17 protein-coding genes are annotated in these 24880 nt (G+C 60.8%); 12 read left to right on the plus strand and 5 right to left on the minus strand.

Going from position 1 to position 24880, the window contains the following annotated elements; genetic code table 11:
- Nucleotides 1–142: 142 nt before the first annotated feature.
- The 4 genes from VSP_RS21215 to VSP_RS21230 all read left to right on the plus strand — a co-directional run bounded on the left by VSP_RS21215 (nucleotide 143) and on the right by VSP_RS21230 (nucleotide 5152).
- The gene (locus VSP_RS21215) at nucleotides 143–847 is read left to right on the plus strand and encodes a zinc ribbon domain-containing protein (RefSeq protein WP_009963208.1); all 705 of its coding nucleotides are present in this window, start codon (nucleotides 143–145) and stop codon (nucleotides 845–847) included.
- 30 nt (nucleotides 848–877) lie between these two features.
- Nucleotides 878–2176, plus strand: coding sequence for an MFS transporter (locus tag VSP_RS21220; RefSeq protein WP_157210993.1), 1299 nt, complete (start codon nucleotides 878–880; stop codon nucleotides 2174–2176).
- 68 nt (nucleotides 2177–2244) lie between these two features.
- Nucleotides 2245–3102 (plus strand): SMP-30/gluconolactonase/LRE family protein, encoded by an 858-nt coding sequence (locus VSP_RS21225; RefSeq protein ID WP_009963210.1) that lies wholly within the window; start codon nucleotides 2245–2247, stop codon nucleotides 3100–3102.
- A 163-nt stretch (nucleotides 3103–3265) separates the two neighbouring features.
- Entirely contained in the window at nucleotides 3266–5152 is a 1887-nt protein-coding gene (locus VSP_RS21230; protein ID WP_009963212.1) for an aspartate ammonia-lyase, read from the plus strand.
- A gap of 407 nt (nucleotides 5153–5559) precedes the next feature.
- Here VSP_RS21230 and VSP_RS36575 read toward each other — a convergent pair whose 3' ends face one another.
- Entirely contained in the window at nucleotides 5560–11781 is a 6222-nt protein-coding gene (locus VSP_RS36575) for an autotransporter-associated beta strand repeat-containing protein (protein ID WP_009963214.1), read from the minus strand.
- A 267-nt stretch (nucleotides 11782–12048) separates the two neighbouring features.
- Here VSP_RS36575 and VSP_RS21240 point away from each other — a divergent pair, with 267 nt between their 5' ends.
- The 7 genes from VSP_RS21240 (at nucleotide 12049) to VSP_RS21270 (ending at nucleotide 20673) form a co-directional block, all read left to right on the plus strand.
- Entirely contained in the window at nucleotides 12049–13122 is a 1074-nt protein-coding gene (locus VSP_RS21240) for an SPFH and helix-turn-helix domain-containing protein (RefSeq protein WP_009963215.1), read from the plus strand.
- Nucleotides 13123–13238: 116 nt separating this feature from the next.
- On the plus strand, nucleotides 13239–14315 hold the full coding sequence (locus tag VSP_RS21245; RefSeq protein WP_009963216.1) for a TFIIB-type zinc ribbon-containing protein: 1077 nt from the start codon (nucleotides 13239–13241) through the stop codon (nucleotides 14313–14315).
- 253 nt (nucleotides 14316–14568) lie between these two features.
- A complete protein-coding gene (locus tag VSP_RS21250; RefSeq protein ID WP_009963217.1) occupies nucleotides 14569–15249 on the plus strand; it encodes a hypothetical protein in 681 nt (226 codons plus the stop codon).
- Nucleotides 15250–15889: 640 nt separating this feature from the next.
- A complete protein-coding gene (locus VSP_RS21255) occupies nucleotides 15890–17002 on the plus strand; it encodes a BMP family ABC transporter substrate-binding protein (RefSeq protein ID WP_081452894.1) in 1113 nt (370 codons plus the stop codon).
- Between the two features lie 24 nt (nucleotides 17003–17026).
- Nucleotides 17027–18154, plus strand: coding sequence for an ABC transporter permease (locus VSP_RS21260; RefSeq protein ID WP_009963219.1), 1128 nt, complete (start codon nucleotides 17027–17029; stop codon nucleotides 18152–18154).
- 18 nt (nucleotides 18155–18172) lie between these two features.
- The gene (locus tag VSP_RS21265) at nucleotides 18173–19087 is read left to right on the plus strand and encodes an ABC transporter permease (protein ID WP_009963220.1); all 915 of its coding nucleotides are present in this window, start codon (nucleotides 18173–18175) and stop codon (nucleotides 19085–19087) included.
- Between the two features lie 17 nt (nucleotides 19088–19104).
- Nucleotides 19105–20673 (plus strand): ABC transporter ATP-binding protein, encoded by a 1569-nt coding sequence (locus VSP_RS21270; protein ID WP_009963222.1) that lies wholly within the window; start codon nucleotides 19105–19107, stop codon nucleotides 20671–20673.
- A 43-nt stretch (nucleotides 20674–20716) separates the two neighbouring features.
- On the opposite strand, the gene VSP_RS21275 is transcribed toward VSP_RS21270, so the two are convergent.
- Complete coding sequence (locus tag VSP_RS21275) at nucleotides 20717–21499, minus strand: hypothetical protein (protein ID WP_009963223.1); 783 nt, start codon at nucleotides 21497–21499, stop codon at nucleotides 20717–20719.
- Nucleotides 21500–21670: 171 nt separating this feature from the next.
- On the opposite strand from VSP_RS21275, the gene VSP_RS43135 reads away from it, so the two are divergent.
- The gene (locus VSP_RS43135) at nucleotides 21671–22174 is read left to right on the plus strand and encodes a hypothetical protein (RefSeq protein ID WP_198141207.1); all 504 of its coding nucleotides are present in this window, start codon (nucleotides 21671–21673) and stop codon (nucleotides 22172–22174) included.
- A gap of 114 nt (nucleotides 22175–22288) precedes the next feature.
- Here the strand turns inward: VSP_RS43135 and VSP_RS21285 are convergent, their stop codons facing one another.
- From VSP_RS21285 to VSP_RS21295, 3 genes are all read right to left on the minus strand, one after another.
- Nucleotides 22289–23086, minus strand: coding sequence for a hypothetical protein (locus VSP_RS21285; RefSeq protein WP_009963225.1), 798 nt, complete (start codon nucleotides 23084–23086; stop codon nucleotides 22289–22291).
- 47 nt (nucleotides 23087–23133) lie between these two features.
- Nucleotides 23134–23781 (minus strand): hypothetical protein, encoded by a 648-nt coding sequence (locus VSP_RS21290; protein ID WP_156345683.1) that lies wholly within the window; start codon nucleotides 23779–23781, stop codon nucleotides 23134–23136.
- A 238-nt stretch (nucleotides 23782–24019) separates the two neighbouring features.
- Nucleotides 24020–24868, minus strand: a complete 849-nt coding sequence (locus tag VSP_RS21295; protein ID WP_009963228.1) for a hypothetical protein — start codon at nucleotides 24866–24868, stop codon at nucleotides 24020–24022.
- Nucleotides 24869–24880: the final 12 nt, after the last annotated feature.

Consider the following 24880-nt stretch of genomic DNA (forward strand, 5'->3'; position numbering starts at 1 on the left):
TGTCAACACCCGTCAATTGCCCCGGATTTCCACCCTACCCCAATCCTCGCCTTGCTAATGCCACCGCTTCGTGGCAAAACGCTCACAGTCAATCTTTCCACCCCCGCCAACAGCCCTCAGGCCAGCGGCCCCCCATCCATCCATGCTCCCCGTCGTCCAGCAACTCCTCGTCCTGCAAGACCGCGACCAGCGCATCCGCAACCTGAGCAAGGATCTCAAGGACATCCCGAACCTCCAGAAGCGCGCCCATCTCCGTCTGGCCGATGATGAAGCCGCCGTCGCCGAGGCTCTGGGCAAGGTCCGGGAGGTGGAACTCAAGATCAAGAATCTCGAGCTGGACATCCAGACCCGGAAAAACACCATCGTCCGACTCAAGGACCAGCAGTTTGCCACGCGGAAGAACGAAGAGTTCCGCGCCATGGGCAACGAGATCGAACGCTATGGCAAGGAGGTCTTCAATCTGGAAGACCAGGAGCTGGAGTTGATGGAGCAACTGGAGACAGTGAAACCTGCCCTCTCAGAAGCACAACAGAGGCTCAACGCCACCAAGGCCAGCGTGCAGGAGGAGATCCACGAACTGGGCGAGCGCGCCAAGGCGATCGAGGTGCGACTGGGGGACCTTCGTGCAGAGCGGCTCAATCTCGCCGGCCCCATCGAACCCGGAGCCCTCGCCACCTACGACCGCCTCATCAAAAGCAAGGGCGATGCCGCCGTGGTGCTCGTAGAAGGCGGTGCCTGCAAGGGTTGCCACGTCAAGGTGATCTCCGGCACGCTCAACTCTCTGCGCGCCGACACGGAGATCACCCACTGCGAGCAGTGCGGACGCATCTTATACCTTGAAGGCTGAGTGACCTAACGCTCTGATCCCGTCGGTGCCGTGAAGAGCCTTGCCTCCCAACCGAATCTCCGACGGAACTTCTGGATGCACTGTCTGGAAGGCGGGCTTTACATGTCCGGCACGGCCTTTCTGGGTCCGGAGACCGTTCTGCCCGCCATGGTGCACTCTCTGGGCGGAAGCAATCAGTTGACCGCCCTCATGCCCGTGCTACTGCCCGCAGCCTACGCTCTGCCTGGCCTCTTTGTGGCCCCGCTGGTAGAGCGGCTGGGGAGGCTCAAGCCCTTTGTCGTTTTCTTTGGCATTCTCCAGCGGCTGCCTTACCTGCTGACCGGTCTCTTCATGCTGCTGGCCCCGCAGGCGTCGGCCATTATTCTCACCCTCGTGGTGCTCACCCCGGTGGTTTCAGGCGTGGTGGGTGGCGTGGGCGTGAATGCCTGGATGGAGTGGGTCACCCGGCTGATCCCCCAGCACCTCCGGGCCTCCGGCTGGGCCATCCGCTACCTCATCCAGGGCATTATCGGCCTTGCGGCGGGCCCAGTCATCCATTGGGTCTTCACCCACCAACCTGGGGCTCACGGGTATTCCACGCTGCACCTCATCTGCTTTGGCTTCCTCGCCCTGTCCCTCGCGGCCCAGCTGGGTATTCGGGACGAGGCACCAGCCCCTACCCCAGCGCAGGCAAAGAAGCCCCCCCTCCCTTTGCGCTACGGACCTTATCTCACCGCACTGCCGGGCATGCTGCGCTCCCAGCCGCAGCTCATCCGGCTGGTGCTCGCCCGTTTCACCGGCATGGGTTACCTCATGCTCGCCGGGTTCATGAGCATCCACGCTCTGGAGGTGACCCAACAGCCCCAGGCCGCCATCGGCCACTTTGTCCTGGCCAATATGATTGGCTCTCTCTTTGGCAACGTCTTCGCCGGCTGGTGGGGCAATCGCCATGGGGGCAAGGTGATCATGCTCCTCTCCCGCTGCCTCTGTCTGGCTCTCTGCTTGTGCCTCCCGTTCATCTCCAGCTTCCCGGCCTTCCTGGCAGTGTTCTTCGTCTGGGGCTTCGGCCTCTTTGTGGACAAGGTGGGCGACCTTACCTTCAGCGCGGAGCTTTGCCCTTTCGAGCGGCGTCCCACCTTCCAGGCCATGCTCGCCTTCTTCCAAATGGTCAGCCTGCTGGGCTCCGTCACGCTGGGTGGCTGGGTGTACACCCAGACCGGCAGCTTCCAGTCCCTCACGCTCATGTGCGGACTCTTCGCCACCGTGTCCATTCTCATTCTCCATTCCATCCCCGAGGTGCGGAAGAAACACCTGCCGCCCGTAATGGGTGAGAACCCGCCCATGGGGTGACCGGCGCGCGATTGAAATTCAGAATTCTGCGATTCCAATCACAACCACCCGTGCTAACGGAAACCCCAATGTCCATTCCCACTCCCGAACCTGTAGGCACACACATCTCCATCTGGGGCGAAGGCTCGCTCTGGGATCGCGACTCGCTCCTCTACGTGGATATCGAGGCGCACAAGATCCTCCGCTTCGACCCGAAAACGGGCACGGAAAAGATCTGGGATGTGGGTGAGCGCGTCGGCACCGTGGTCCCCCGAGCCAAGGGTGGCCTCGTTTTTGGCGGGGACAAGGGCATCTCCTTCCTGGATGAAGCCACCGGTGCGGTCACCCTGCTCGTGGACCCAGAACCCCACCTGCCCCACAACCGCTTCAACGACGGCAAATGCGACCCCGCAGGTCGCTTCTGGGCAGGCACCATGCCCACCGATGTGAAGGCTCCCAAGGCCTCCTTGTACTGCCTCTACCCCGATCACACGATCACCAACAAGTTCAGCCCGGTCACCGTCTCCAACGGCATCGTCTGGACCCGTGATCAAAGCACGATGTACTACATCGACACCCCGCGGCGCAACGTCCTCGCCTTCGACTTTGAAGTCTCCACGGGCGTGATTTCCAACGAACGCATCGTCATCGACACCGCCCAATGGAATGCCTCCCCAGATGGCATGACCATCGACAGCGAAGACCGCCTCTGGGTGGCCTTCTGCCACGGGGCTGCCGTGCGCTGCTTTGACCCGAAGACCGCCAAGGTCGAGGCCGAGATCGCTCTGCCCTGCATCGAGGTCACCTCCTGCGCCTTTGGTGGCGACGACTTGGGCGACCTCTACATCACCACCGGCAAGGCCAAGATCGAGGAACCCCTCGCTGGTCGGCTCTTTGTGACCCGCCCTGGCGCCAAAGGCGTCCCGGCCGTGCCCTTTGCAGGCTGAGAACCTGTTGGGAAAATCTCTTTCCCTTCATTAAACCTGCCACCCTGGATATTTATATCCAAAAAGGGTTCCCAGACTTACGTCACTCCCGGTTCGAGGTGCTTCCCGCAAACCAAGAACCGGGAGCTTGCCATCCGCGCTTCTCCCGCCACATGATGGCACCATGAAATTGAGCGCGACAACCGTGGCAGAGGCCGCTGCCCGCATGGGGGTGACCACGGAGGAACTGCAAGGCGTACTGGCACTGGGTGAGGAGCACAGCTACCAGTCCGGTGACCACCTGTTTTACGAGTCCACCCCCCGTCGCTGGCTGGGCTTGGTGCTGGAGGGCGAGGTCGAGCTGAGTCACGGGTTGAATGGCATGTCCGTGCATCTCGCCACGGCGACTGAGGGCAGCCTCCTCAGTGAGGGTGTGCTCTTTGATGACCTTCCCCATGCTGCCACTGCCATGACCCGCTCTGGCACGGTGGTGTGGGAGCTTTCTGCCGACCGTGTTCACCAGCTGCGCGCCACCTCACCGGGGCTGTTCTACCGCATCTGCGGGAACGTGGCCAGCCACATCGGTCGTCGCCTCCGCGAGTCCAACCGCCGTCTTTCCCTGCTCATGGCGCAGGCTCCCACACTGAGTGGATTCCGTCGTGAGCACGACCTTCTGGGTGAGCGGGATCTTCCCTCCTCCGCCTACTACGGCATCCAGACCCTGCGGGCAGTGGAAAACTTCCCTCTCTCCGGCATCAAGCTGCATCACTTCCGTCACTTCGTCGTCGCGCTGGCCTATGTGAAGAAAGCCGCCGCCCTGGCCAACATGGAGCTGCATGTGCTGAAGGAGGATCGCGCCCGCGCCATCGCCGCCGCATGCGATGAGATCATCGAGGGCAAGCTGCACCACCAGTTCGTGGTGGACATGTTTCAAGGCGGGGCTGGCACCTCCACCAACATGAACGCCAACGAGGTGATCGCCAATCGCGCTCTGGAGCTCATGGGGCACGCCCGTGGGCAGTACCAGTTTTGCCACCCCAACGATCACGTCAACTGCTCGCAATCCACCAACGATGTGTACCCCACCGCGGTGAAACTGGGGGTGTACCTCACCGTGAGAGACACGCTTTCCGCCTTGCGCGACCTGCGGGAAGCCCTGCGCGCCAAGTCCACGCAATTCAGCCATGTGCTGAAGATGGGGCGCACGGAAAATCAGGACGCCGTCCCCATGACCCTGGGTCAGGAGTTCGGAGCCTACGCCGTCATGATCGGCGATGGCCTGCGCCATCTGGAGCGGGCCGCTTCTGACCTGCTCTATGTGAACATGGGGGCCACCGCCATCGGCACTGGCATCAACAGCCCTCCTGGCTATGCAGACACCTGCACCCGGCGGCTGGCAGATGTCAGCGGCCTGCCCGTCCAGCTCGCAGAGAACCTCGTCGAAGCCACCCAGGACTCCGGCGAGTTCTCGATGCTCAGCGGCGTCATGAAGACCGCCGCCGTCCAGCTTTCCAAGATCTGCAACGACCTCCGCTGGCTCTCCTCGGGCCCACGTTGCGGCCTCTATGAGATCCGCCTGCCCGCCATGCAGCCGGGCTCCTCCATCATGCCGGGCAAGGTCAACCCCGTCATCCTGGAGGCCGTCAACCAGATCTGCTACCAGATCATCGGCTTTGACATGACCATCTCCATGGCCGCCGAGGCCAGCGAGCTGGAACTCAACATGGCCGAGCCCGTTATTGCCTTTGACCTCATCTTTGGCCTCACCCTCCTGCGCAACGGAGCCATCATCCTCGCCAGCCGCTGCATCTCCGGCATCGAGGCCAATGAAGAACGCTGCATGCAATACGTGCAGCATTCCATCGGCCTGGCCACCGCCTTGAATCCCATCCTGGGCTATGAGCGCTCCGTCGCCATCGCCCGTGAAGCCCTCGCCACCGGGGCCAGCGTCTATGACCTGGTGCTGCAGAAGAACTGGCTCACCCACGAACAGTTGGAAGACATCCTCAAGCCCGAGAACATGACCCACCCGCGTCAGTTGCCCGAAGCTCCGCCCGCAGCGGATATATGATCTGAGATGAGGGAGAGGCCCCTACGGCCACACCAGGCTTGTTCCCGGGGTACAGGCGGCGGGGGTTCCCAGCCCCGATCACCCATCAAACGTCCCACGACCCTCTTCCCACTCCGCCCACCCCACAGACCGCGGGGCCGGGGACTCCAACCCGCTGCGCGGGAGACACAAGACTGGAAGACAAAAGACTCAAGACTTGAGTCCTGACCATGCGAGGTCGCTACGGCCGTAGTCCGCTTGTCCCAGCCCCGCTCACCGGCCAAGCGTCCCATGAAGCAGACCACACTGGGCACGCCCTCCCCCTGCGCCAGCCCTCATGTCTGGCGCGCCAGCCCTCATGTCTGGCGTCTGGCGTCTTCATGTCTGGCGTCTGGCGTCTTCATGTCTGGTGTCCCCCCTTCTCCTTCTCAACCCCGCCGCCGACGCCGACGCATCACCATTGCCAGCACCCCGGCCACCAACAACAACGCCCTACCAGGCTCAGGTGCCACGATCATGATGATCCCGTTTGAGGCGAACTGCGACACATCGTAATACAGCGAACCATTGGCCAGCGTGGGCAAATACAGATCACCCCCGCCAGCACCGCCGGACCGGAAGTTCTGCCCCACGTCAAACCCGCTGCCGCCCAGCGCCCCAATCCAGTCCATCAGATCCAGAATGGTCCCCGCCACCGGGTCGTAGCCCGTGGTGAAATCAACCGTGAACGTCGTGCTGCCATCCATGGAGAGCTGCCCTTCGATATCGAGGAAATCGTGATCATAGCGATTGCCAGCGCTCGCGTAGCCATCCCAGGTGCCCAGGTTGTTGTTGATATAGGTGTTGTAGGCTCCTGAACCCACCTCCAGCGCCGCGAATGCGTTGTCCACGGCCATGTTCACCCCGCCCACCTGGAACGCGAAGGCACCCGCGCGAGCGTCAAGATTGCCCTTCACCGCCAGCGTGCCCAGATTGGTCAGGTCTCCCGGTGTCACCGCACTGCCCTGCAGGTCCCCTGGCCGCATCGTGCCCTGCAGCACGTGGGTGGTCGTATTCGCAGGCGTCACGGTGTCGCGCACGCCTTGCACCGTACCCGTTCCAGCCACAGTGGCCCCGCTCTTCACCCACAGCACACTGGTGGTCGCCCCCGTTCCCGTATCGCCCACGGCGCGCGTGGTCTTGCTCCCGCCGCCCCCCACCTGCAGAGTTCCGGTGTCCACCGTGGTGCCACCTGTATAGCTGTTGTCCAGCGTCAGCGTGGCATTCCCCGCACCGGCTTTCACCAGGGAAAGGCGGGCGGCCGGATCCGCGTCTTCCGTCTCATATATCGTCCCCGCAGGCGTGCCATCGCGGAAGTAGGCATCCCAGTTTGCATGGGTGGTCTGGGTGATCGTCAGCGTCCCCGCCACATGCGAGGCGTTTTCAATGACTTCCGTGGACCCCGCCCCGGTCTCGCCGGTGGTGGTGAGGTTGCCAATCGTAACGGCATTGCCCCCCACCTGCAGAGTGCTGTTGAAGCGAAGCGTCACGTTGTTGGAGGCACTGGCAGCCAGGGTGTTCCCCAGTCTTACGACATGCATCTTGTTCACATCGCTGGTCGCGTTTCCAATCGTCAGAGCCCCAGTCCACCCGGTGTTGACCCCATTCAGCTCGAAGTGCCCCCGACGTTGGTCCGCCGCCGTCCCCGTTCCCATCGATGTCGTGAGATTCTTCGCACCACTGAACTCGCCGTTGAAGCGGGCATAGGAAACACGCAATCCGCCGCCCACCACGGAGATCTGCATTTCAGAGGCCAGAATCAGATCACTCTGCAACGTGATGTCGCCATTGAAGTCATAGATGTCCGTATCCGTGGGAGTGGAATCGTTGCCCACCGCAATCCGGTTGCCACCCGTACCATTCACCACGAAGTCGTGATCCTCCACCAGCCAGTGGTTGTTGAACTCATTCACGGAAAGACGCCGGTAGCTGCCGGAGCCTTCGATGCGGATGGGTGCCGCAAAGTTGGACCCTGTGTTCTGCCCCTGCCCGCGGGCGGAGAGAGTACCCTCCCTGATGGTGATCGCACCGGTGTAAAGAGCATTGTTCCCCAGCATCACCAGGCTGCCGCCACCAGTTTTCACCAGATCACCCGTCCCGGAGAGATACCCCGAGCTGGCAAGGTCCAGTTGGGCACCGGTCGCGATGTTGAAGGTCGCCGTCCCCAGGATTTCTGTCACACCGATGAGGCCGAGCCGGCCCCCTGTCACCTTCAGAGTCGAGTTGTTTTCCAGCCGCACCCATTCCTCGATGCTGGGAATGCCGGTGTTGCCGTTCCGAAAGAACTCCAGCGTAGCGCCATCGCGCACCACGGTCGCGTCCATCCAGGAATCATTGGAACCCAGGGCCGTAAAGGTGCCCACAGCCGTATTGCCGGGAATGAACACCCGCAGGGTTCCCTCCCGCACATCCGTAAGGCCACGGTAGGTGTTGGTCGTGGCCGTGGTGCTGGTCGAGTTGTCGATCACCAGCATGCCGCTGCCCGTCTTGATCAGATCACCCACGCCCACGCTATTGGTGTTGGCCGCGTTGACGATGCCGCCCGTGCTCGCATTGGTCTCCGTATAGATGAAGTTCCCCTCCGAGGCGATCACGCCTGAAAGCGTGGTCGTACCCGTGGTCACATCAAACCGCCCGCCATCTCCCCCCAACGTGATGGCCCGGGCCGTCGTCAGATCCGCCGTCGTCCGCAGCGCACCGCCATTGAGGTACAGCGCGTTCGCGGAGTTCCCCAGATTGCTGTCCTGGTTCACGGAGACCACCCCGCCCACCAGATGCACCGTGCCGGTGAACGTCTTGGCCCCGCTGAGAGTGGTGACCCCAGTCCCGGCATGTGTGAAGGAGACAGCGCCCGCAATGTCAGCGCTGATGGTCGTTCCACCCGTACCGTAGTTGTGAACGATGAAGTCCTGGCTGTTCCCGCTGGCGAGACTGCCATTGGCAAACGTCAGGGCCGCACTGTGCCCAGACCCGATCAGCACTCCGCCCTCCGTCAGGGTCAGGGTGTTCCCGCCCAGATCCACAGAGGTCACGGCCGAGTCATTGATGCGCAGGCTGTTCGACTGAGTTTCGCCACTCAGAGAGGCGTTGAGGGTCAGATCGGTGTTCAGTCCGGTGCCAAATGTATTCAGTTCCCCACCGGTGTGCGCGTAGCCCGCCACGTTTCCTGAACCATTGATGTAAGCCCACTGGGTGGCAGTGTTGTTGGCCGTACCAAAGGTGGCCCACCCACCCAAACGCACGCTGCGAGGACCCGCCGCACCGCGAGTTAGGCTGATCACGGAGGTGCCAGCGCCCGAGGTGACAAAGTTGAGCGTGCCTCCTGTCCGCCGATCCACCGTCGCTGCGGTGATGCCCGCCAGGGCGAGAGTGACATTGCCGCCCGTGATGGTGTCCACGCTGACCTCCGAGCCCCCGGCCCGCACCGTCAGGTTGCCCGTCATCTTCTCAGCAATCGTACCGGCACTGGACTTGATCAGACGCACGTCCCCACCTGCGGTGGTGAACTGAGCACCGTCCAATGACTGCACCTTCACGTTGTTGATCGTGCCGTAGTCCAGCAGCAGCGTGCCGCCCAGAGCATACACCCCGCCGTCCACGTCGTTGTTCGTCCCCGTCTTTCCGGAGAGACGCACCGTGCCACGCCCCACCTTGGTGATCGCGCCCACTTCATTCGTGAGGCCAAACCCGGTGTCCTCCATGATCTCCATGCGGATGTTTACCTCCCCACCCGCTGCCGCATAGAAGCGAACATCGCGGAAGTAGTCTGCCACGTTGGCCGTACTCGCATCGTCGGAAGTTCTCGGGTTGATGTCCAGCCGCTGCGTCCCGTCACCGAAGGTCACCACCCCTGATTCATTCTCCCCACCCAACACCACGTTGGTCACCGTGGTGTTGTTTCCGTTACCGATGGTGAGGGCCGCAGTGGCGGTCGTGCCGCGATAGAAGGTCTGCCCGTCCTTGGTCAGCATCAGCGCCACTTCGCTGCCCGTGCCGGAGCCCTCGATCATGATGGTGCGGTCCGTGCCGTTGGCGCTGGTGGAAAAGAAGTTCCCCGTCCCCTCATACCGCATGTAGCCCTGGCGCAGGTAGAGGAATCCCGCCAGCTCCATCGCCTTGCCCACATTCAGCGTGAGGTCCGCGGCATTCATTTCAAACCGCAGGCGGTCATCCCGCGTCGCAGTGGCACCTGTCGCAATGTCCTTCACCGTGCCGAGCAGGTTCACCACGCCCGCACCGCTGCCGTCGAAGGCGACTCTCCGCGTGTAGCTACCGTCATTCCCCTGGTAGGTGCTGTCCGTCACCGGAGCATCCTCCTTGCCGTACACATCCCCGTAGATGGTCAGCGCCGCGTTGTTGGACACCTGCAGATAGCTGGGAGTGCTGGAGTTGCCTCCTAGTCCCACATTGCCCACGATCACATCACCATCCCAGGTGTTGTGCCCGGCGTTGGACTTGAACCCCACCGTCGCAGAGCCGTTGGATACTCCCAGCACCACATCCCGGCCCTTCACATTGATCCCGTTGGTCAGCTGTAGCAGGTTCGTGCCAGCGGTACCGTTCACATACACCGTGCCACTGCCCCCCAGGCCCAGATCATTGCGCACCTGCAGGATGCCTTCGTTCACATACACATCGCCAGTGAAGGTGTTGCGCCCCGTCAGGTTCAGAGCCCCATTCCCCAGCTTGCTCAGCCCAGCTGTGCCGGTAATGGAGGACTCAATGTTCAGCGTCCCCGTGGTGACACGGATCATCGCCTCCCGGCCCGAGAAATCCAGCGCACTGCGCAGCCCGAGAATGTTGCTGTTCCCATTGGCAATCAGCATCCCGGAGCCTTCGGTCACCGTCGGGTTCGCATCCGCACCTGCGGCATGCCCACCCAGATAGAGGGTCTTGTTCGCTCCGATGAGGGTGTTCCCGGCCGTGATCTTCAGCGCATTGTAGGCCGTGTTGGCACTCAGGGTGGTATTGGCTGACTGCTGGGCCACGTGTTCCCCAATCTGCCCACTCGTCAATACCGCGTACTCACCAGAGGTCAGTGGGCGCAAGTAATCATACCCGCCCACAGTTTCCAATGTCATGAACTCCGTCCCCGTGGTGGTCGAGGTGGACACACTTCCAAACGCTCCAATGTACAGATCACGATCCGTGCCAGTGCCACCCGCACCCGAAAGCTCAGCCGCAGAGATCGCCCCCGTGGTAACGCGGAAATAAACGACATCATTGGCACCTGAATTCACCGTACCAAAGCCTGTGGCGTTCTCACCAAAGAACACCACCTGCGATCCCGCCGAACGAGAGAGGTCAGACACCGTCAATCCGGTGACATTGGCACCCGCCGCACTGTCAGAAGAGAGGCGAATGTGGCTCACCCCGTTGGCAATGGATACCGCTCCCAGCTCCTCCGTCACTGCCGCTGTCGTCAGACCATACAAGGAAAGAACGCCTCCCCGTAGTGAGATGGAGGCCGCATTGTTGACACGGTTCAGGTTCGCCGCCGCCCCAAAGCCATTGGAGGCGGTCCGGCTGTCGAGACGCAGTTCACCAAAGCCGTCAATGATGATGCTCGAGGTGTTCGCCAACGCACCGTTCGCGCCGATCAACTGCAGGATCCCCCGGGAGACCGTGGTGCTGCCCGTGTAGGTGCTGGCACCGGCCAAGATCTGCGTACCGGTACTGGCTTTCACCAGCGTCAGGGCACCAAGGCCATCTTCCATGATGCCACCGTAGGTGCCACCCCCACCGCCCTCATTGATTCGCAACGTCACCGCTCCCGCCACGGCGGAAGTGATCACCCCAGAGGCCACTCCGCTCCCGGAGCTCAGCGCATCCAGACCTTCACTCTTGCCATTGAGGTCAAATTTGCCGTCCACCAACAGGTCGGTCTGATAGAAGATCTGGTCACCGCCCGTGCCCGTGATGCGCATCTCCGTGCCCGCACCAATGCTGGAGACAGCATTGCCTCCCAGGGCGTGCACAGAAGCGGAGGAGTTCTTTGCCAGGAACACCACCGTCGCTGAACCGGCGGCCGTCGCGAAACGCCCATTGCCATTGTCCGAGGTTCCGCCGATCACGACCGTGCCCCCGCCCGTAAGCGTCACCACAAATGAGGTGCTCCCAGACACGGCGGAGGTCGTGAGCGTCCGTCCGGTCTTCACATTCCAGGTTTGATCGCCCGATGCGACATTCAACGTCATCACGCCAGATCCGTTGTTGGCAAACGTCAGATCCTGGGTAGCCGCCGACATGTCGATGGTGGTCGCCCCGCCCGTCCCGATCAGGTCGATGACCCGGCTTGAGTTGTTGACCGCACGGATGGTGACCGCCCCGGACGGGTCAATCACAGTGATCTTGCCCAGATCCAACCCACTCGTCAGATCCATGGTCGTGAGCAAGTTCGTCGGGTTGGTTGCCGTGGCGTCAAACTGGACCGTGCTTCGGGTGCCGGAGGTCACATCAGCAGGCACGCCTCCCTGCCAGTTGCCGACGGTGCTCCATGAACTCCCACTCGCTCCAGACCACACACTGGTGGTGGCTTGGGCGGTCAGTTTTTGTGAAGCGGTGAGACCTAGAAAAAAGAGCGCGAGGAGGGGTTTCGGCAGAGGAGGCATTGACGAAAAGTGCTAAAAGGGGGCGAAAACTTACCAAAACCGGGGTGCAGGTCCATACTTTTCGCATCCCGACCAAGGATTCGGCGCAGCCCCCCTCAACTTTTGGTTTAGGGGCACACCTTCCTTGCCCGCCCTTGCCAGCAGGGTGTAGAAGAATGTCTGCCGCCTCGAAGAATCCGGTGACACCCCGTCACAAATCCTTGAACTTTTACCTGCACCCCCTGTCTCACCAGACGAGACTCCCGCAACCTCAACTACTTCACGATCATGGGCCTGATGGATTATTTTAAAGGACAGTTCCTCGAAATCATCGAGTGGACCGACGACTCTCGCGACACCCTGTCCTTCCGCTTTGTCGATGAGGACAAGGAGATCAAGAACGGTGCCCAGCTCATCGTGCGGGAGTCACAGGTGGCGCAGTTCGTTTACCTCGGCCAGTTCGGAGACACGTTCGAACCCGGCAAGCACACTCTGGTCACGGACAACATTCCCATCCTGAGCACGCTCAAGGGATGGAAGTACGGCTTCAATTCGCCATTCAAGGCGGACGTTTATTTCGTCAACACCCGCCTCTTCACCGGCAACAAGTGGGGTACCAGCAACCCCATCATGATGCGGGACCAGGACTTCGGCATCGTCCGGGCCCGGGCCTTTGGCACCTTTGACTTCCGCATCGTCGATCCCAAACTCTTCCTCAAAGAAGTGGCCGGCTCCGACCACCACTTCCGTCTCGACGAATTCGCCGACACCATGCGATCCCGCATTGTCAGCGTGTTCAGCGACGCCCTCGCTTCCGCCAAGATCCCCGTGCTGGATCTGGCCACCCGCTACACAGATCTGGGCGATGCCCTGCTGCCGCTGATCAACCCCACCCTCCAGGCCAAATACGGCATTGAGTTCCCCAGCTTTATCCTGGAGAACGTGAGCGTTCCGCCGGAAGTGGAGGCCGCGATCGACAAACGCAGCAGCATGAGCGCGATCGGCAATCTCAACGACTACGTGAAGTTCCAGATGGCCGAAGGCATGGCCAAGGGCGGTGGTGCTGGCGCTCCGGCCGAGATGGCCATGGGCTTCGCCATGGCCCAGGAGATGATGAAGAACACCAATCTCTCCCAGGGAGGTGGCAGCACTCCGCCCCCGCTCCCCGGCGGAGCTCCCGCAGCCTCAGCGGCTCCAGCCCTGAATGTGGACGTGCTCACCCCCGCTCAGGTGGCTCAGGTACTGGGAGTCACAGAGGAGGACGTCATCGCCAGCATCGACTCCGGCGACCTCAAAGGCAAAAAGATTGGTAGCGCCTACCGCATCACCCGCGCCGCGCTGGATGACTTCCTGAAACACTAGGATCCAGCCCTCACGGTGCATCTGGGTTTTTGCCCGCTCTCTGGACCGCCTGCTGCGTGCATCTCGCGCGCGGTATGGCGGTTCTTTGATGCCACAGCCTCAGCGACCTGACTCCCATGTCTTCAGACCTCACTGCTATCAACAAGTTCTCCTGCCCGGCCTGTGGTGCCGAGGCCGTGTGGAACCCCGGCAAAAAGGCACTTATATGCCCGTACTGCGGCACCGAATCCCCGGCCGAAATCAAGGCCGACGGCAGCCTCGTCGCCGAGGGCGACCTCATCGAAGCCCTTCGCAACCTCTCAGATGAGGACCGTGGCTGGGCCGCCGAGCGCAAAACCGTGCGCTGCCAGAGTTGCAACGCCATCTCCGTCTTCGATGAAAAGCGAGTGGCTCAACGCTGCGACTTCTGCGGCTCACCCGCCCTCATGGCGGTGGATGACATTAAAGCCCCCATCCGCCCCTCGGGCCTGCTTCCATTCGACGTCGCCGAGTCCACGGTGCGCGAGCAGATCCGCCAGTGGTATGGCAGTCACTGGTTCGCCCCCAACAACCTGAAGGGCAAGGCCATGACGGACACGGTTCACGGAGTTTACCTGCCCTACTGGACCTTTGACGCCCAGGTGGCCGCCCAATGGGAGGCAGAGGCCGGCTTCTACTACTATGTGCGCAACTCCAAGGGCGAATCCGAGCGCCGCGTCCGCTGGGAGCATGCCAGCGGGGCCCTGGATCACTTCTTCGATGACACGCTCGTCCCGGCCTCCAGCGGGGTTCATGAAAAACTCCTCCATCAGCTGGAGCCCTTCCCCACCACCACCGGGATCAAGCCCTATGATCCGGGCTACCTCTCCGGCTGGGTGGTGGAGCAGTACCAGATTGACCTCATCGGGGCGGCCCAGTCCTCCCGTGCCCGCATGGACTCTGCCGTACGCGGCATGTGCTCCTCCCAGGTGCCCGGGGACACCCAGCGCAACCTCCAGGTTCAAGCCGACTACTCCGCCCAGACCTTCAAGCACATCCTGCTGCCCGTCTGGCTGCTCGTGTACACTTACGGCACGAAAAGCTACCAGGTCACCGTGAACGGCTCCACCGGCAAGATCGCCGGGGAATACCCGATCAGCTGGATCAAAGTCGCCCTGGTCACCCTGCTGGGCCTCATCGTGCTGTTCATCATCATGTACTTCAACAGCAAGTAGGCCGGACCTCACAGCTTCAGCCCCCTCCCGCCACCCATGCAGCCGGCTCCGCGCCCTGCATGGGTTTTTTTCGCCGCATGTCCCGTCGTTACAAGTTATTTCCCCCACCTTTCAACCGTCCTGCATTTGTCCGCAAATGGAATGACAAAAACGTGCATACAAAAATAACTCAACATTTGACACAAGCATGAGTTCAACTTATCAAACAACCTCACCTTCCCGGTGAGAATATCGCACCAAATCCCCCTCTTCCATGTATATCCCCACTTCCGTCCGGCTTTTGCTGGCGGGTGCCTTGCTGTATGCCGGCACCTACGTCGCCCTCCGTGCCACCAGCCGCGTCGTGCTGTATGACGGCCGCGTTCTTCTCGGTTCCTGGACTGCCGGCCCATCTCTTTTGGATCCCAGCATTTCAGACGAGTACTTTCAAGTCTCCAGCTTTAGCGGAGGCTTCTTTGCTCCCCTGGCTGCTGTGGACGGAGCCATCAACAGCTCCCTGCCTTTCAATGACAAGGCAGGAGTCACCCCGCTGCGGGGCAAGCTCTCCAAGAAAGAAGCAGAGCGTCAGCTTTCAGACAAACCCGATGGCTGGTCGGTTGTCAGCGGCTGGTATGAGCACCAGGAGAAAGATCACCACGAGAGCTATCACGTGGTGTTGAAGACATCCACAGACCCCGTCGCTTCGGACGGGCAGTTGAACGATTTGGCCTACAAGCTCTCCAAAGGCAGCTCCCCCGGCGGACCGCCTGTGGTGGAGAAACTTCCCAACTCCCAATCGATCGACGTTCACACCTTCAGCACCGACTCCAATGTCTTCCGCGGTGCCGGAAATGAGGGTCACTGGGCTGAGATTGTAGTCGATGACGGCCAACTCCTGGCTCTCGTAAGCTGGGGCCGCAGTGTCCCATCTGAAGAGCAGGCCGCCGCGCGCTAGCACAGGCACCGCCCCCACTTACTAACTCTTGCATCCATCTTGGGGATGTCGCGTCCAGCATCTGGCTGGCACCCGACATCCCCTTTGCATTTCGCACTCATGAAATGAGGCGGGGTTTTGACATGCTTTTTTACTCTGCGGCCACCTGACCTTGAAGCTTGTTCGTGAGTAAAGGAGGCGGGGGTTCCCAGCCCCGCTCACCCACCAAGCGTCCCACGATCCCCTTCCCCCTCCGCCCATCCCACAGACCGCGGGGCCGGAGCCCCCCCTCCTCTACTCTGCGGCCACCTGACCTTGAAGCTTGTTCGTGAGTAAAGGAGGCGGGGGTTCCCAGCCCCGCTCACCCACCAAGCGTACCACGATTCCCTTCCCCCCCTCCGCCCACACCACAGACCACGGGGGGGAGACCCCGCCTCCTTTACTCCCCTGCCAACTGTCGCAGCCCGCAACACCTGCCACAGAAGAAACAAACACCCCTCACCCTCCTCCGCCTCACAACCTCCACAATGTGCACATTTTCAACACATTAACCCAACTCTGATCATGGCACGGGGGCTGCAACTGCGCGGGCCTGCCTAGCGTCGTCATCTCACCCATGAAGCGACTCCAGCGCCCCTCACTTGCTCACCTGCCTCCCACCATGAGACGACTCCTGCATCTGCTCCCCATCCGCACCGCCGCCGCCATCACCCTCCTGGCCACCGCTGGCCCCTCCCTTGCCGAGACCGTCATGGGGTTTATCTATGTCGGCCCCAAGGACGACTACGGCTACAATCAGGCCCATGCCGAAGGCGGTGCCGGCGTCGGCAAGGTGCCGGGCGTGAAAGTCGTGGAGGAGGCCAGCGTCCCGGAAACCAACGCCGTTCAGGAAACCATGCTGAACATGATAAACATCGACGGGGCCTCCGTGTTGTTTCCCACATCCTTCGGCTACTTCGACCCTCACATCCTCAAGGTTGCCAAGGAGGCCCCTGAGGTGCAGTTCCTCCACTGCGGCGGGCTCTATGATGAAAAAAAGCATCCCAAAAATGTCGGCAGCTACTTTGGCTGGATCTATGAAGCCCAGTATGTGAACGGCATCGTCGCTGCTCACGCCTCCAAGTCCGGCAAGCTGGGCTTCATCGCCGCGAAGCCCATCCCGCAGGTGCTCATGAACATCAACGCGTTTGCTCTGGGTGCCCGTAAGGTCAATCCCAAGGCCACGGTTAAAGTCGTCTTCACCGGAGACTGGGCCATGCCGGTCAAGGAAGCCGATGCCGCCAACAGCCTCATTGACCAGGGCATCGATGTCCTCACCTGCCATGTGGACAGTCCCAAGGTGGTCACCCAGACCGCCGAACGCCGCGGAGCCCACGTCTGCGGCTACCATGCCAATGCTGCCGCCCTCGCCCCCAAAGGCTACCTGACCGGAGCAGAATGGGATTGGAGCAGCGTTTATTCCAAGTACGCGAAAATGATCCAGGAGGGCAAATCCCTCATGAATGGCGGCATCCCCCATCTGATCCGTGGCGGCTTCAAAGAAGGCTTCATCAAGATGTCACCCTATGGTCCCGCCGTGTCGGAGGCCGCCAAGACAGATGCCGATGCCGCCAAAGCGGCCTTCATGGCTGGCACCCTTGAGGTCTTCACTGGCGAACTCAAGGACAACGAGGGCAACGTCAAAGTCCCCGCGGGCGGTGCTCTGAAGCGGGACGATCCCGCCATCGAATCCATGAGCTGGCTGGTCGAAGGCGTACTGGGCAGCACCAAGTAAGTGGGTCCGTTGCTTCCCTGATCGATGGCCGAGCTCTCTGCCACTCCCTCTGTCCAGCCCGGCGCTCCCGGGCTGGCCCCTCTGCCCGCCAGTCCCCGGCTGCGTCCCGCCTGGGGTCCGGCGTTTGAGGCCATCCTCATCCCTCTGGGGGCAGTCACCCTGGCGCTGGTCCTGTTTGGTCTTTTCTGCAAAGCGCAGGGTCAGGACCCCCTTAAGGTGTACTCCAGCATCTACAAGGCCTCCTTTGGCAGTTGGTTCGCTTTTCAGAACACCCTGATGCGGACCGCCCCGCTGATGCTCACGGCTCTGTGTACGGCTCTGCCAGCGCGCCTGGGCATGGTCGTCATTGGCAATGAAGGAGCCCTTGTCATGGGCGGCATCGGAGCGGTCATTGCCGGTCTCGCCGTCCCGGCGTGGCCACCCGCTCTGGCCCTCAGTTTCATGGCCCTTTCCGGCATGATCTGGGGTGGTCTCTGGATCTCCCTCTCCGCCGGTCTGCGCCAGTATCGCGGGGTGAACGAGACCATCAGCAGCCTGCTGCTGAACTACATCTCCATCGCCATTCTCAACCATCTGGTGAACGGGCCCATGAAGGACCCCACCAGCCTGAACAAGCCCTCCACCTTCCCGATTGCGGAGGAGATCATGCTCGGCCGCATCACCTTTGGAGATTTCACCATGCGAGTCCACTGGGGCCTGGCCTACGGGCTTTTGGCCTGTGTGATCCTGTGGTTTCTCATGCAGCGCACCACCTTCGGCTACCAGACCCGGTTTATAGGAGCCAACCCCAAGGCGGCACGCCTTGGAGGGCTCCCCGTCAATCGCACCACACTCATCACCTGCTTTCTGGCGGGTGGCTGTGCGGGTGTGGCCGGTATGGTGGAGGTCGCCGCCGTCCACGGCCGGGCCAATGAATCCCTCGCGGCCGGCTTTGGCTACGCAGGCATCCTGGTGGCCTTCGTCGCCCGGTTTCATCCCCTGGCCATCGTCCCCGTCTCCCTGCTGCTGGGCGGCATCCTCGCCAGCTCCGGCATCCTGCAACGCGCCCACAAGCTGCCTGATTCCACGTCCCTGGTCTTCCAGGGCCTCGTGTTCCTGGTCATCCTGTTCAGCGACTCTCTGTACGGCAGGTTCAAGATCTTCAAACCTTGATTTCCTAAATCCCACGTCATGGATTCATTCTGGCTTGTCACCATGGCCATCCTGTCCGGAGCGGTGCGGGGAGGCACGCCCTTCCTCTTTGTCAGTCTGGGAGAATGCCTCACAGAGAAAAGCGGCAAGATCAACCTGGGCCAGGAAGGCTCCCTCCTGACCGGTGCCATGACCGCCTATGCCGTCTCCTATCACTCCGGGTCACCCTGGTACGGAGTGCTGGCTGCCATGGGAGTGGGCATGCTGCTGGGGCTTCTCTTCGCCTGGCTTTCGCAATTGCCTCGAACCAATGACATTGCCGTCGGCATCGCCCTCATGCTCTTTGGCAGCGGCATCGCCTTCTTCTTTGGCAAACCTTACATCCAGCCCAGCGCCCCGCTTCTGCCCGGTATTCCCCTCGGAGCCTGGAGCAGTTCATCCCAGATCCAGGCCGCCCTCCGCATCTGCCCTCTCTTCTTTCTCGGGCTTCTCACCGCCTTCTTCCTGGGGTGGTTCCTCCGCAGCACCCGATGGGGCTTGCAGATCCGTGCTGCGGGCGACCAACCCTCCGCCGCCCGGGCCTTGGGCATCTCCCTCAGGGCCGCCCGCACCTGGGCGGCCATGGCTGGCAGCGGTCTGGCTGCTATCGGCGGCTCCTACCTGTCCCTCTATTATCCCGGAGCCTGGACCGAGGCCATCTCCGGTGGCCAGGGGCTCATGGCCGTCGCCCTCGTCATCTTTGCCCGCTGGGATCCCAAGATGTGCCTTGTGGCCTCGCTGCTCTTCGGCGGGGCTCAGTCCGTGGGCCCCGCGCTCCAGGCCGCCGGCATCCAGACCGGTTATTACCTTTGGAATGCCTCCCCCTACGTCCTGACGCTGATCGTCATGGTCATCACCTGTTCCACGAAGAAATCACTCGCTGGTGCCCCGGGCGCCCTCGCCACGGGTGAGTAATTTTTCCCGCTCCTGTCATGACTCTCATCCCACCGGAAAACTTGGAGAAGTTCACCCAGGCCCCGGCTTCGCTTGAGCTTTATCGTATCACCAAGAAGTTTGGCGACTTCACCGCCGCCGATGAAATCTCCCTCACCGTGCCACCGGGCACCGTTCACGCCCTGCTGGGTGAGAACGGCGCGGGCAAGAGCACCCTGGTGAAGTGCGTCATGGGCTTTCACCCGGCCACCTCTGGTGAGATCATGGTGGGCGGTCATGTCCGAGAGGTCCAGCACCCTTCGGATGCGAGGAAATATGGCATCGGCATGGTGTACCAGCACTTCACCTTGGTGCCCAGCATGACCGTCACAGAGAATCTGGTGCTCTCCCGGCCAGACGTGCCTGCCGCCGTGAACTGGAAAAAGGAAACTGCCCGTCTGGAGGAGTTCATGGCCACAGAGGCCCCATTCAAGGTGCCGCTCCACAAGCGCGCCTCCGAGCTTGCCGCCGGGGAAAAGCAAAAGACCGAGATCCTCAAGCAACTCTACCTGAAGAGCCGCATCCTCATCCTGGATGAACCCACCTCCGTCCTCACCCCCGCTGAGGCCACTGAGGTGCTCGCCCTGCTGCGTCAGATGACCGTGGCAGGAAAGCTGAGCATCATCATCATCACGCATAAATTCCGCGAGGTCTTTTCCTTCGCAGACGACGTCACCGTACTGCGTCGGGGCAGACTGGCTGGCCAGGGTAAGGTCAGAGAACTGGATCGTGACGCCCTGGCAGCCATGATGATGGGCGATGCCTCCGAAGCAAAACCTGCTCCGTCTGCACCGCAAGCGACAACTCCCGCCACCAGCCGACGCACCGCACTCCGGGTCAAGCAACTCTCGGTTCTAGGTGACAATGGACTCATCGCTGTGAAGGAAGTCTCCTTTGAACTCGGCGAGGGCGAGGTGCTCGGCATTGCCGGGGTGGCCGGAAACGGTCAGCGGGAACTCATGGAGGTGCTCGGCGGCCAGCGCCCAGCCGCCTCAGGCTCTCTGGAGGCCCATGGCCAGCCCTACCAAGGCACCCGCCGGGACATTCTCGCTCACCAGTTTCACACCTTGCCGGAGGAGCCGCTCCGCAACGCCTGCGCCCCCATGCTCAGCGTGGCAGAAAACATCGCCCTGCGCACCTTTGACCAGCCTCCTCAAGCACGGTGGAAATGGCTTCTCAACTTCCGCGCCGTCCGCAAATCAGCCTTGCCACTCATCGAGGACTATTCCATCAAGACCCGCGGGCCTGACACCCCCATTCGCGATCTCTCCGGCGGCAACGTCCAGCGAGCCATCCTGGCCCGGGAACTCTCCACCCGTCCCCTCAAGATCCTCGTCGTCTCCGAGCCCTGCTTCGGGCTCGATTTCGCGGCAACAGACTTCGTACACCAAAAGATCACCGAAGCCCGCGACCGCGGGGTCGCCGTCCTCGTCGTCAGTTCCGACCTCGATGAACTCCTCAAAATCACCGACCGCCTCCTCGTCATGAGCGGCGGCCAGATCACTTACGAGACCCCCACCGCCACCGCCGACTTGGCCGTGATCGGCACCCACATGGCAGGGCACTGAGAAGCCCTTAAACTTCCCGTGCCTAGAAAGTGCACAATGCCCGCTATCGGGGCCGATATCCCAATTGCCAGCCAGCGTTTTTCAGTCGCTTCACTTCTGGATGGTCGTCCTCATCCTTCATGTGCACTGGCCTGCAGAAGATACTGATAAAGTTATAACAGAGGAATCCAGCAAGGAAGCCTATGACAGTTGCGCCCAAAGGCCCCTCACCCCCCATGTTCCAACCCACGCCGATTCCAATCAGCAAACCTGCGCCCCAGACGGTGAGACCCGCGCGTTTTACCATTGATTCGTGTCCCTTGCACTTCGCACATCGCGCTGCGGCGACGCTAATTCGTTTAAAATCCACCCGTCCATATTCCTTCACGATATCACCGCACATGTAAATCGAGCGTGCGCAGGTTGGGTCTGCAGGCTCTGTGCCGCAAAAAAAGCACGTCGACTGATTCCGCTTGCTGGCCAGATGATCCATCGCTTCCTGAATCCTTGCCGCACCAGCATCACTCGTTGTTAGCTTGCTCGCTGTAGCCAGGGCCTCTTCTGCAACGACCAAGTCTTGACCTGTTTGCAAACAATGGTTCGCCAGCATGTACAACCCTATGGAGACCATCTCCGACAGCTCATCTGCTGCGTCGGAATCCGCACCAAACTTTGCCATCAGCTCCGGCATTCTGGGCAAGACCGATCCCTTGATCTTTCCCCATTTTGCTCTCGTCACCTCACGGCTCTGAAGAATCGCCTCAAGCGCGTTGATGAGGGGAGCAGTTTCCCGTTCAAAGGTTGCCTGGGCGTCTTGGGCACCGCCCTGCGTGGAAGGATGGTTCATACTCGGTCGAAACGGGTGTCGTCAGTCGTCAATGCCGGACCGCATGGCCCACGATGAGCTTGTGTGCCAATGGCCCACAACGCATCCGAAGTCGGTGTGAGGCTTGCCCTTCTCCCACCATTTTTGTCATCATTTAGCCACAGCAGCTTGAAGCAGGCTCCCACGGCCATCATGATGACGATCAAGACAATCGCCCCCTTCCAGCATCTGGGAAGACCCATTTGTCCGGCCGAGTGGGGTTTCTTGATCTCCTTTAGCCTGGCCATAGAAGAGACGACAGGCTTCCATTCATTGGAACTCGATTCCCTGACCAAGACGCCACCGGGAAACACACCTGCCAGCACCATCCCCTCCACAAAGTTCATGCCGAAGGGGCCCTGTTCCTTGCCGTCATGTTGGACGAAGTACTTCGGCGAACCAGGTTGGGGAACTGATTTGTTTATGTTGATCGACACTTGGAAATATTTTCATCCACATACTATCCCATGGAACAATGTCAACCCCTGCAACTCCTTTGGATATAGAATCCGTCAACACGATCCACCCAACCAAGACTCTCACGACACCATCGGGTCAGTAGAGTTTCGTGACCGCGGAACCAATGCACTTACCACCGGTTGGCTTGCCGTCCGTTTCCATGTCTCCACACCATCTCTTCGCTGCCTGACCGGATGACACATCCGGGCTATTCCCCAACAACTCAGCAGGCGTAGTCCGGTTGTTCCAACCGGCTCAGCCGCCGCACGAACGCACGACCGATCCACCGGCAGCCGTCTTCCACCCCCTCGATCAAGTATCCTTACCCTCCGGTTCAGGAGGAGAACCACATAGCCACCCGGTATCGAGGCGCTCTTTGACGAGGGGATGCTCGGGATCACCCTGATCAATCGAGTCCATGATCGCCGCGATCAAGAAGAACATGCCAAAGCCGACAAGCCCACCGCAAATTCCACCGAGAAAGAAGCCTCCGCCGCCATAGGTATTCCCGCTAAACACTCCCACGACCAGGGCCACCAAGGGAACCACGATCAAGGTAACGGCGGAGGATTGATCCTTGTTCTTGCAGGGCTCGCATCGCGGCACGGGGATCGTTGTCGTTTCGTAGTCGAGCACTCCATTCCCTCCTCCAGCTTTTTTGCGATACATCTCCACCTCACGCGCACTCGGAAGATGCGAGTTCGCTCCGCAAGACCAGCACAATTCCTTTTTGTCCGAAGAAGCAAGCGCAGCCAGGCCGCCCTCGATCAACTGCACCCCCTCATCACTAATGACCAGTTTCCGGGCAATCCTCAGCGCTGCGATCGCCGTCACACCATCTTGCTCCGCTTTGTACACGCGGGTGGCAAACATGGTTAACCCAATCGACGTTCTATCCATGAACTCCCGGGCAATCGGTGCATTGGGTTTTTGAGCCGCGATCAAGGCAGGAAGCTGCGGCAGGATGACGGACTTGATGTGTTCAAATCGTTGGGTGCCCTTTTCGTTGGAGTCCAGCACCTCTTTCCATTGCGCGAACATTGGCGCAGCCATGGCCTCGCCAAGATTCCACTCTTCCACTTCGTCATTCCCTGATTGCAAAGTGCTCATGTATACCTGGATAGAAATTTGAACTACGCGTTCACCTGACCAACTCGCTAGCGAATAGGCCTCCCCACGCGCTCCAGCTCCTTGTTGAACGCAGGAGCCTCAACTTCGAAAACCCGCAATTCACTCTCCAACTCGGCGTCCAGCTTCTTAGTTAGGGCTACCAGTTGGTTGTAGGCATCGACAGCAGCCGTATCAGAGGGACTTAGGGACTTCTTCTTCAAGTCAACCTCATCCTGAGTCGCCTTCAGCTTCTTCGCCTTCTCCTCGATCGTACGCTCCATGGTGTTCAAACGCATCTTCACTTGATACAAGCGATTGTAGTCCTCGCGGGACAGTCGATAGGATCGGCCAGTGGCGTCGGTATAGACGTCTTCCCCTGGAGTGGGGACATTGCTTGAAGAAGCAGGCGTCGCAGAGCGGGACACCTTAATCCGGTCCTTCTCCGGAATGTCCGCCGGACTACTCTTGTCTGCCACCAGGATGCCAAGCCCGATGATGGCCAGGATGAGAACAATCCCCAGCGGCCACGCACTCCTGCGTTTTCGGTAGGTGACCGCAGGCACTTTGCTTCCCACGCCCGCCCTCAGATCTGGCTCGGACGGCAGTGGCTGCCAATCAGCACCTTCACTTATTCCCTGGAACTCCACGCCTTGGGGAAAGACTCCGGCCAATACCATACCCTCGATGAAGTTCATCGTGAACGGCCCTTGAACACCTCCTGGCAGTTTCACCCGAAAGAGTGAAGCCCCAGCCTCGTGATCCTTGCCCAAATTGATTGCCACTGGAAAAATATTTCAACCAGTTACCACGTACACTTTCCCCGTCAATCCCGGTTTGGAAAAAATCGCGACACCCCAAAAGCTCGACGAGCCACTCTCAACCTTTCCTCGCCCCACTGAAAACTGAAAACTGAAAACTGAAACTGAAAAATCCCTACGGCTTCACCGACCCCGCCTCCGGCTTCGGCACCTCCGGCTCGAACTCCAACAATTTCTGATGGGTGGCGAGCGCCTTCCGGGCCTGCGCGAAAAACTCGCTCAGATCCTCAGTCTTCTTCTCCTTCACCGCGAGGTTGAGGTCGTGCAGAGCCTTGGTGAAGTTCAGGTCCACCGCGTCCATTTGCTTTTGCGCCGCCTTGTAGGCCGTGTTGAACTTGGCACTTGCCTCCTGAAACCCACGCCGCTCCCCTTCCGTGCGGTAGAACTCCCGCTCCTGCTCCCGGAACTCCCTGCTGAACATCCGCTTCCAAAACGCGTTCTTCATGTCCGGCGTCTCCACGCTGGCACTGGCCCGTTTGGAGAGGTAGGCCTCCAGCTCGGTAAACTCCTGAAACGGCTTTTGATATTGCTTCTGCAAATAGCCCAGCCCGGTGGCAATGACCGCCAGGCGCTGGTTCTCGGCTTTTGAGACTTCCTGCCCCGCCTTCACCTTCTGTTCCAGGGTGTTGAGGTAGTCCAGAGTCTTCTTGCTCCCGTCCAGGATATCCCCAAATTGCTCAAATGCCCCGCTCATCCGCTGGCGCTCCTCCTTCCGCAGATTGTCCAGCCTGCCCTCCCAGTCTGCGTTGATCGCCAGGATGGCCTCATCATGCTCCTTGGAACGCGCCGTCAGCTCCACACGATGCCGGTCCGCCTGGGCTTTCAACTCACTCAGCTTGATCGCCTCTGCCTGCTGCAGGGACTTTTGGGCCTGCCAGAGCTTTTCCTTGGTCTGCCATACCCAGGCACCCATGCCCGCCACAGCCAGCAGCATGACCACAAACAGTGCTCGAAATTGATTCATGGGAAAACCTCA

Source organism: Verrucomicrobium spinosum DSM 4136 = JCM 18804 (genome assembly GCF_000172155.1).
In the GTDB taxonomy this organism is placed as follows: domain Bacteria; phylum Verrucomicrobiota; class Verrucomicrobiia; order Verrucomicrobiales; family Verrucomicrobiaceae; genus Verrucomicrobium; species Verrucomicrobium spinosum.

Coding starts and splice junctions, on each gene's coding strand:
- VSP_RS21255 (WP_081452894.1), top strand. CDS start 15,890: ATGAGACGACTCCTGCATCTGCTCCCCATCCGCACCGCCGCCGCCATC.
- VSP_RS21265 (WP_009963220.1), top strand. CDS start 18,173: ATGGATTCATTCTGGCTTGTCACCATGGCCATCCTGTCCGGAGCGGTG.
- VSP_RS21275 (WP_009963223.1), bottom strand. CDS start 21,499: ATGAACCATCCTTCCACGCAGGGCGGTGCCCAAGACGCCCAGGCAACC.
- VSP_RS21285 (WP_009963225.1), bottom strand. CDS start 23,086: ATGAGCACTTTGCAATCAGGGAATGACGAAGTGGAAGAGTGGAATCTT.
- VSP_RS21230 (WP_009963212.1), top strand. CDS start 3,266: ATGAAATTGAGCGCGACAACCGTGGCAGAGGCCGCTGCCCGCATGGGG.
- VSP_RS21225 (WP_009963210.1), top strand. CDS start 2,245: ATGTCCATTCCCACTCCCGAACCTGTAGGCACACACATCTCCATCTGG.
- VSP_RS21250 (WP_009963217.1), top strand. CDS start 14,569: ATGTATATCCCCACTTCCGTCCGGCTTTTGCTGGCGGGTGCCTTGCTG.
- VSP_RS43135 (WP_198141207.1), top strand. CDS start 21,671: ATGATGACGATCAAGACAATCGCCCCCTTCCAGCATCTGGGAAGACCC.
- VSP_RS21240 (WP_009963215.1), top strand. CDS start 12,049: ATGGGCCTGATGGATTATTTTAAAGGACAGTTCCTCGAAATCATCGAG.
- VSP_RS21290 (WP_156345683.1), bottom strand. CDS start 23,781: ATGAACTTCATCGAGGGTATGGTATTGGCCGGAGTCTTTCCCCAAGGC.
- VSP_RS21260 (WP_009963219.1), top strand. CDS start 17,027: ATGGCCGAGCTCTCTGCCACTCCCTCTGTCCAGCCCGGCGCTCCCGGG.
- VSP_RS21295 (WP_009963228.1), bottom strand. CDS start 24,868: ATGAATCAATTTCGAGCACTGTTTGTGGTCATGCTGCTGGCTGTGGCG.
- VSP_RS21215 (WP_009963208.1), top strand. CDS start 143: ATGCTCCCCGTCGTCCAGCAACTCCTCGTCCTGCAAGACCGCGACCAG.
- VSP_RS21245 (WP_009963216.1), top strand. CDS start 13,239: ATGTCTTCAGACCTCACTGCTATCAACAAGTTCTCCTGCCCGGCCTGT.
- VSP_RS36575 (WP_009963214.1), bottom strand. CDS start 11,781: ATGCCTCCTCTGCCGAAACCCCTCCTCGCGCTCTTTTTTCTAGGTCTC.
- VSP_RS21270 (WP_009963222.1), top strand. CDS start 19,105: ATGACTCTCATCCCACCGGAAAACTTGGAGAAGTTCACCCAGGCCCCG.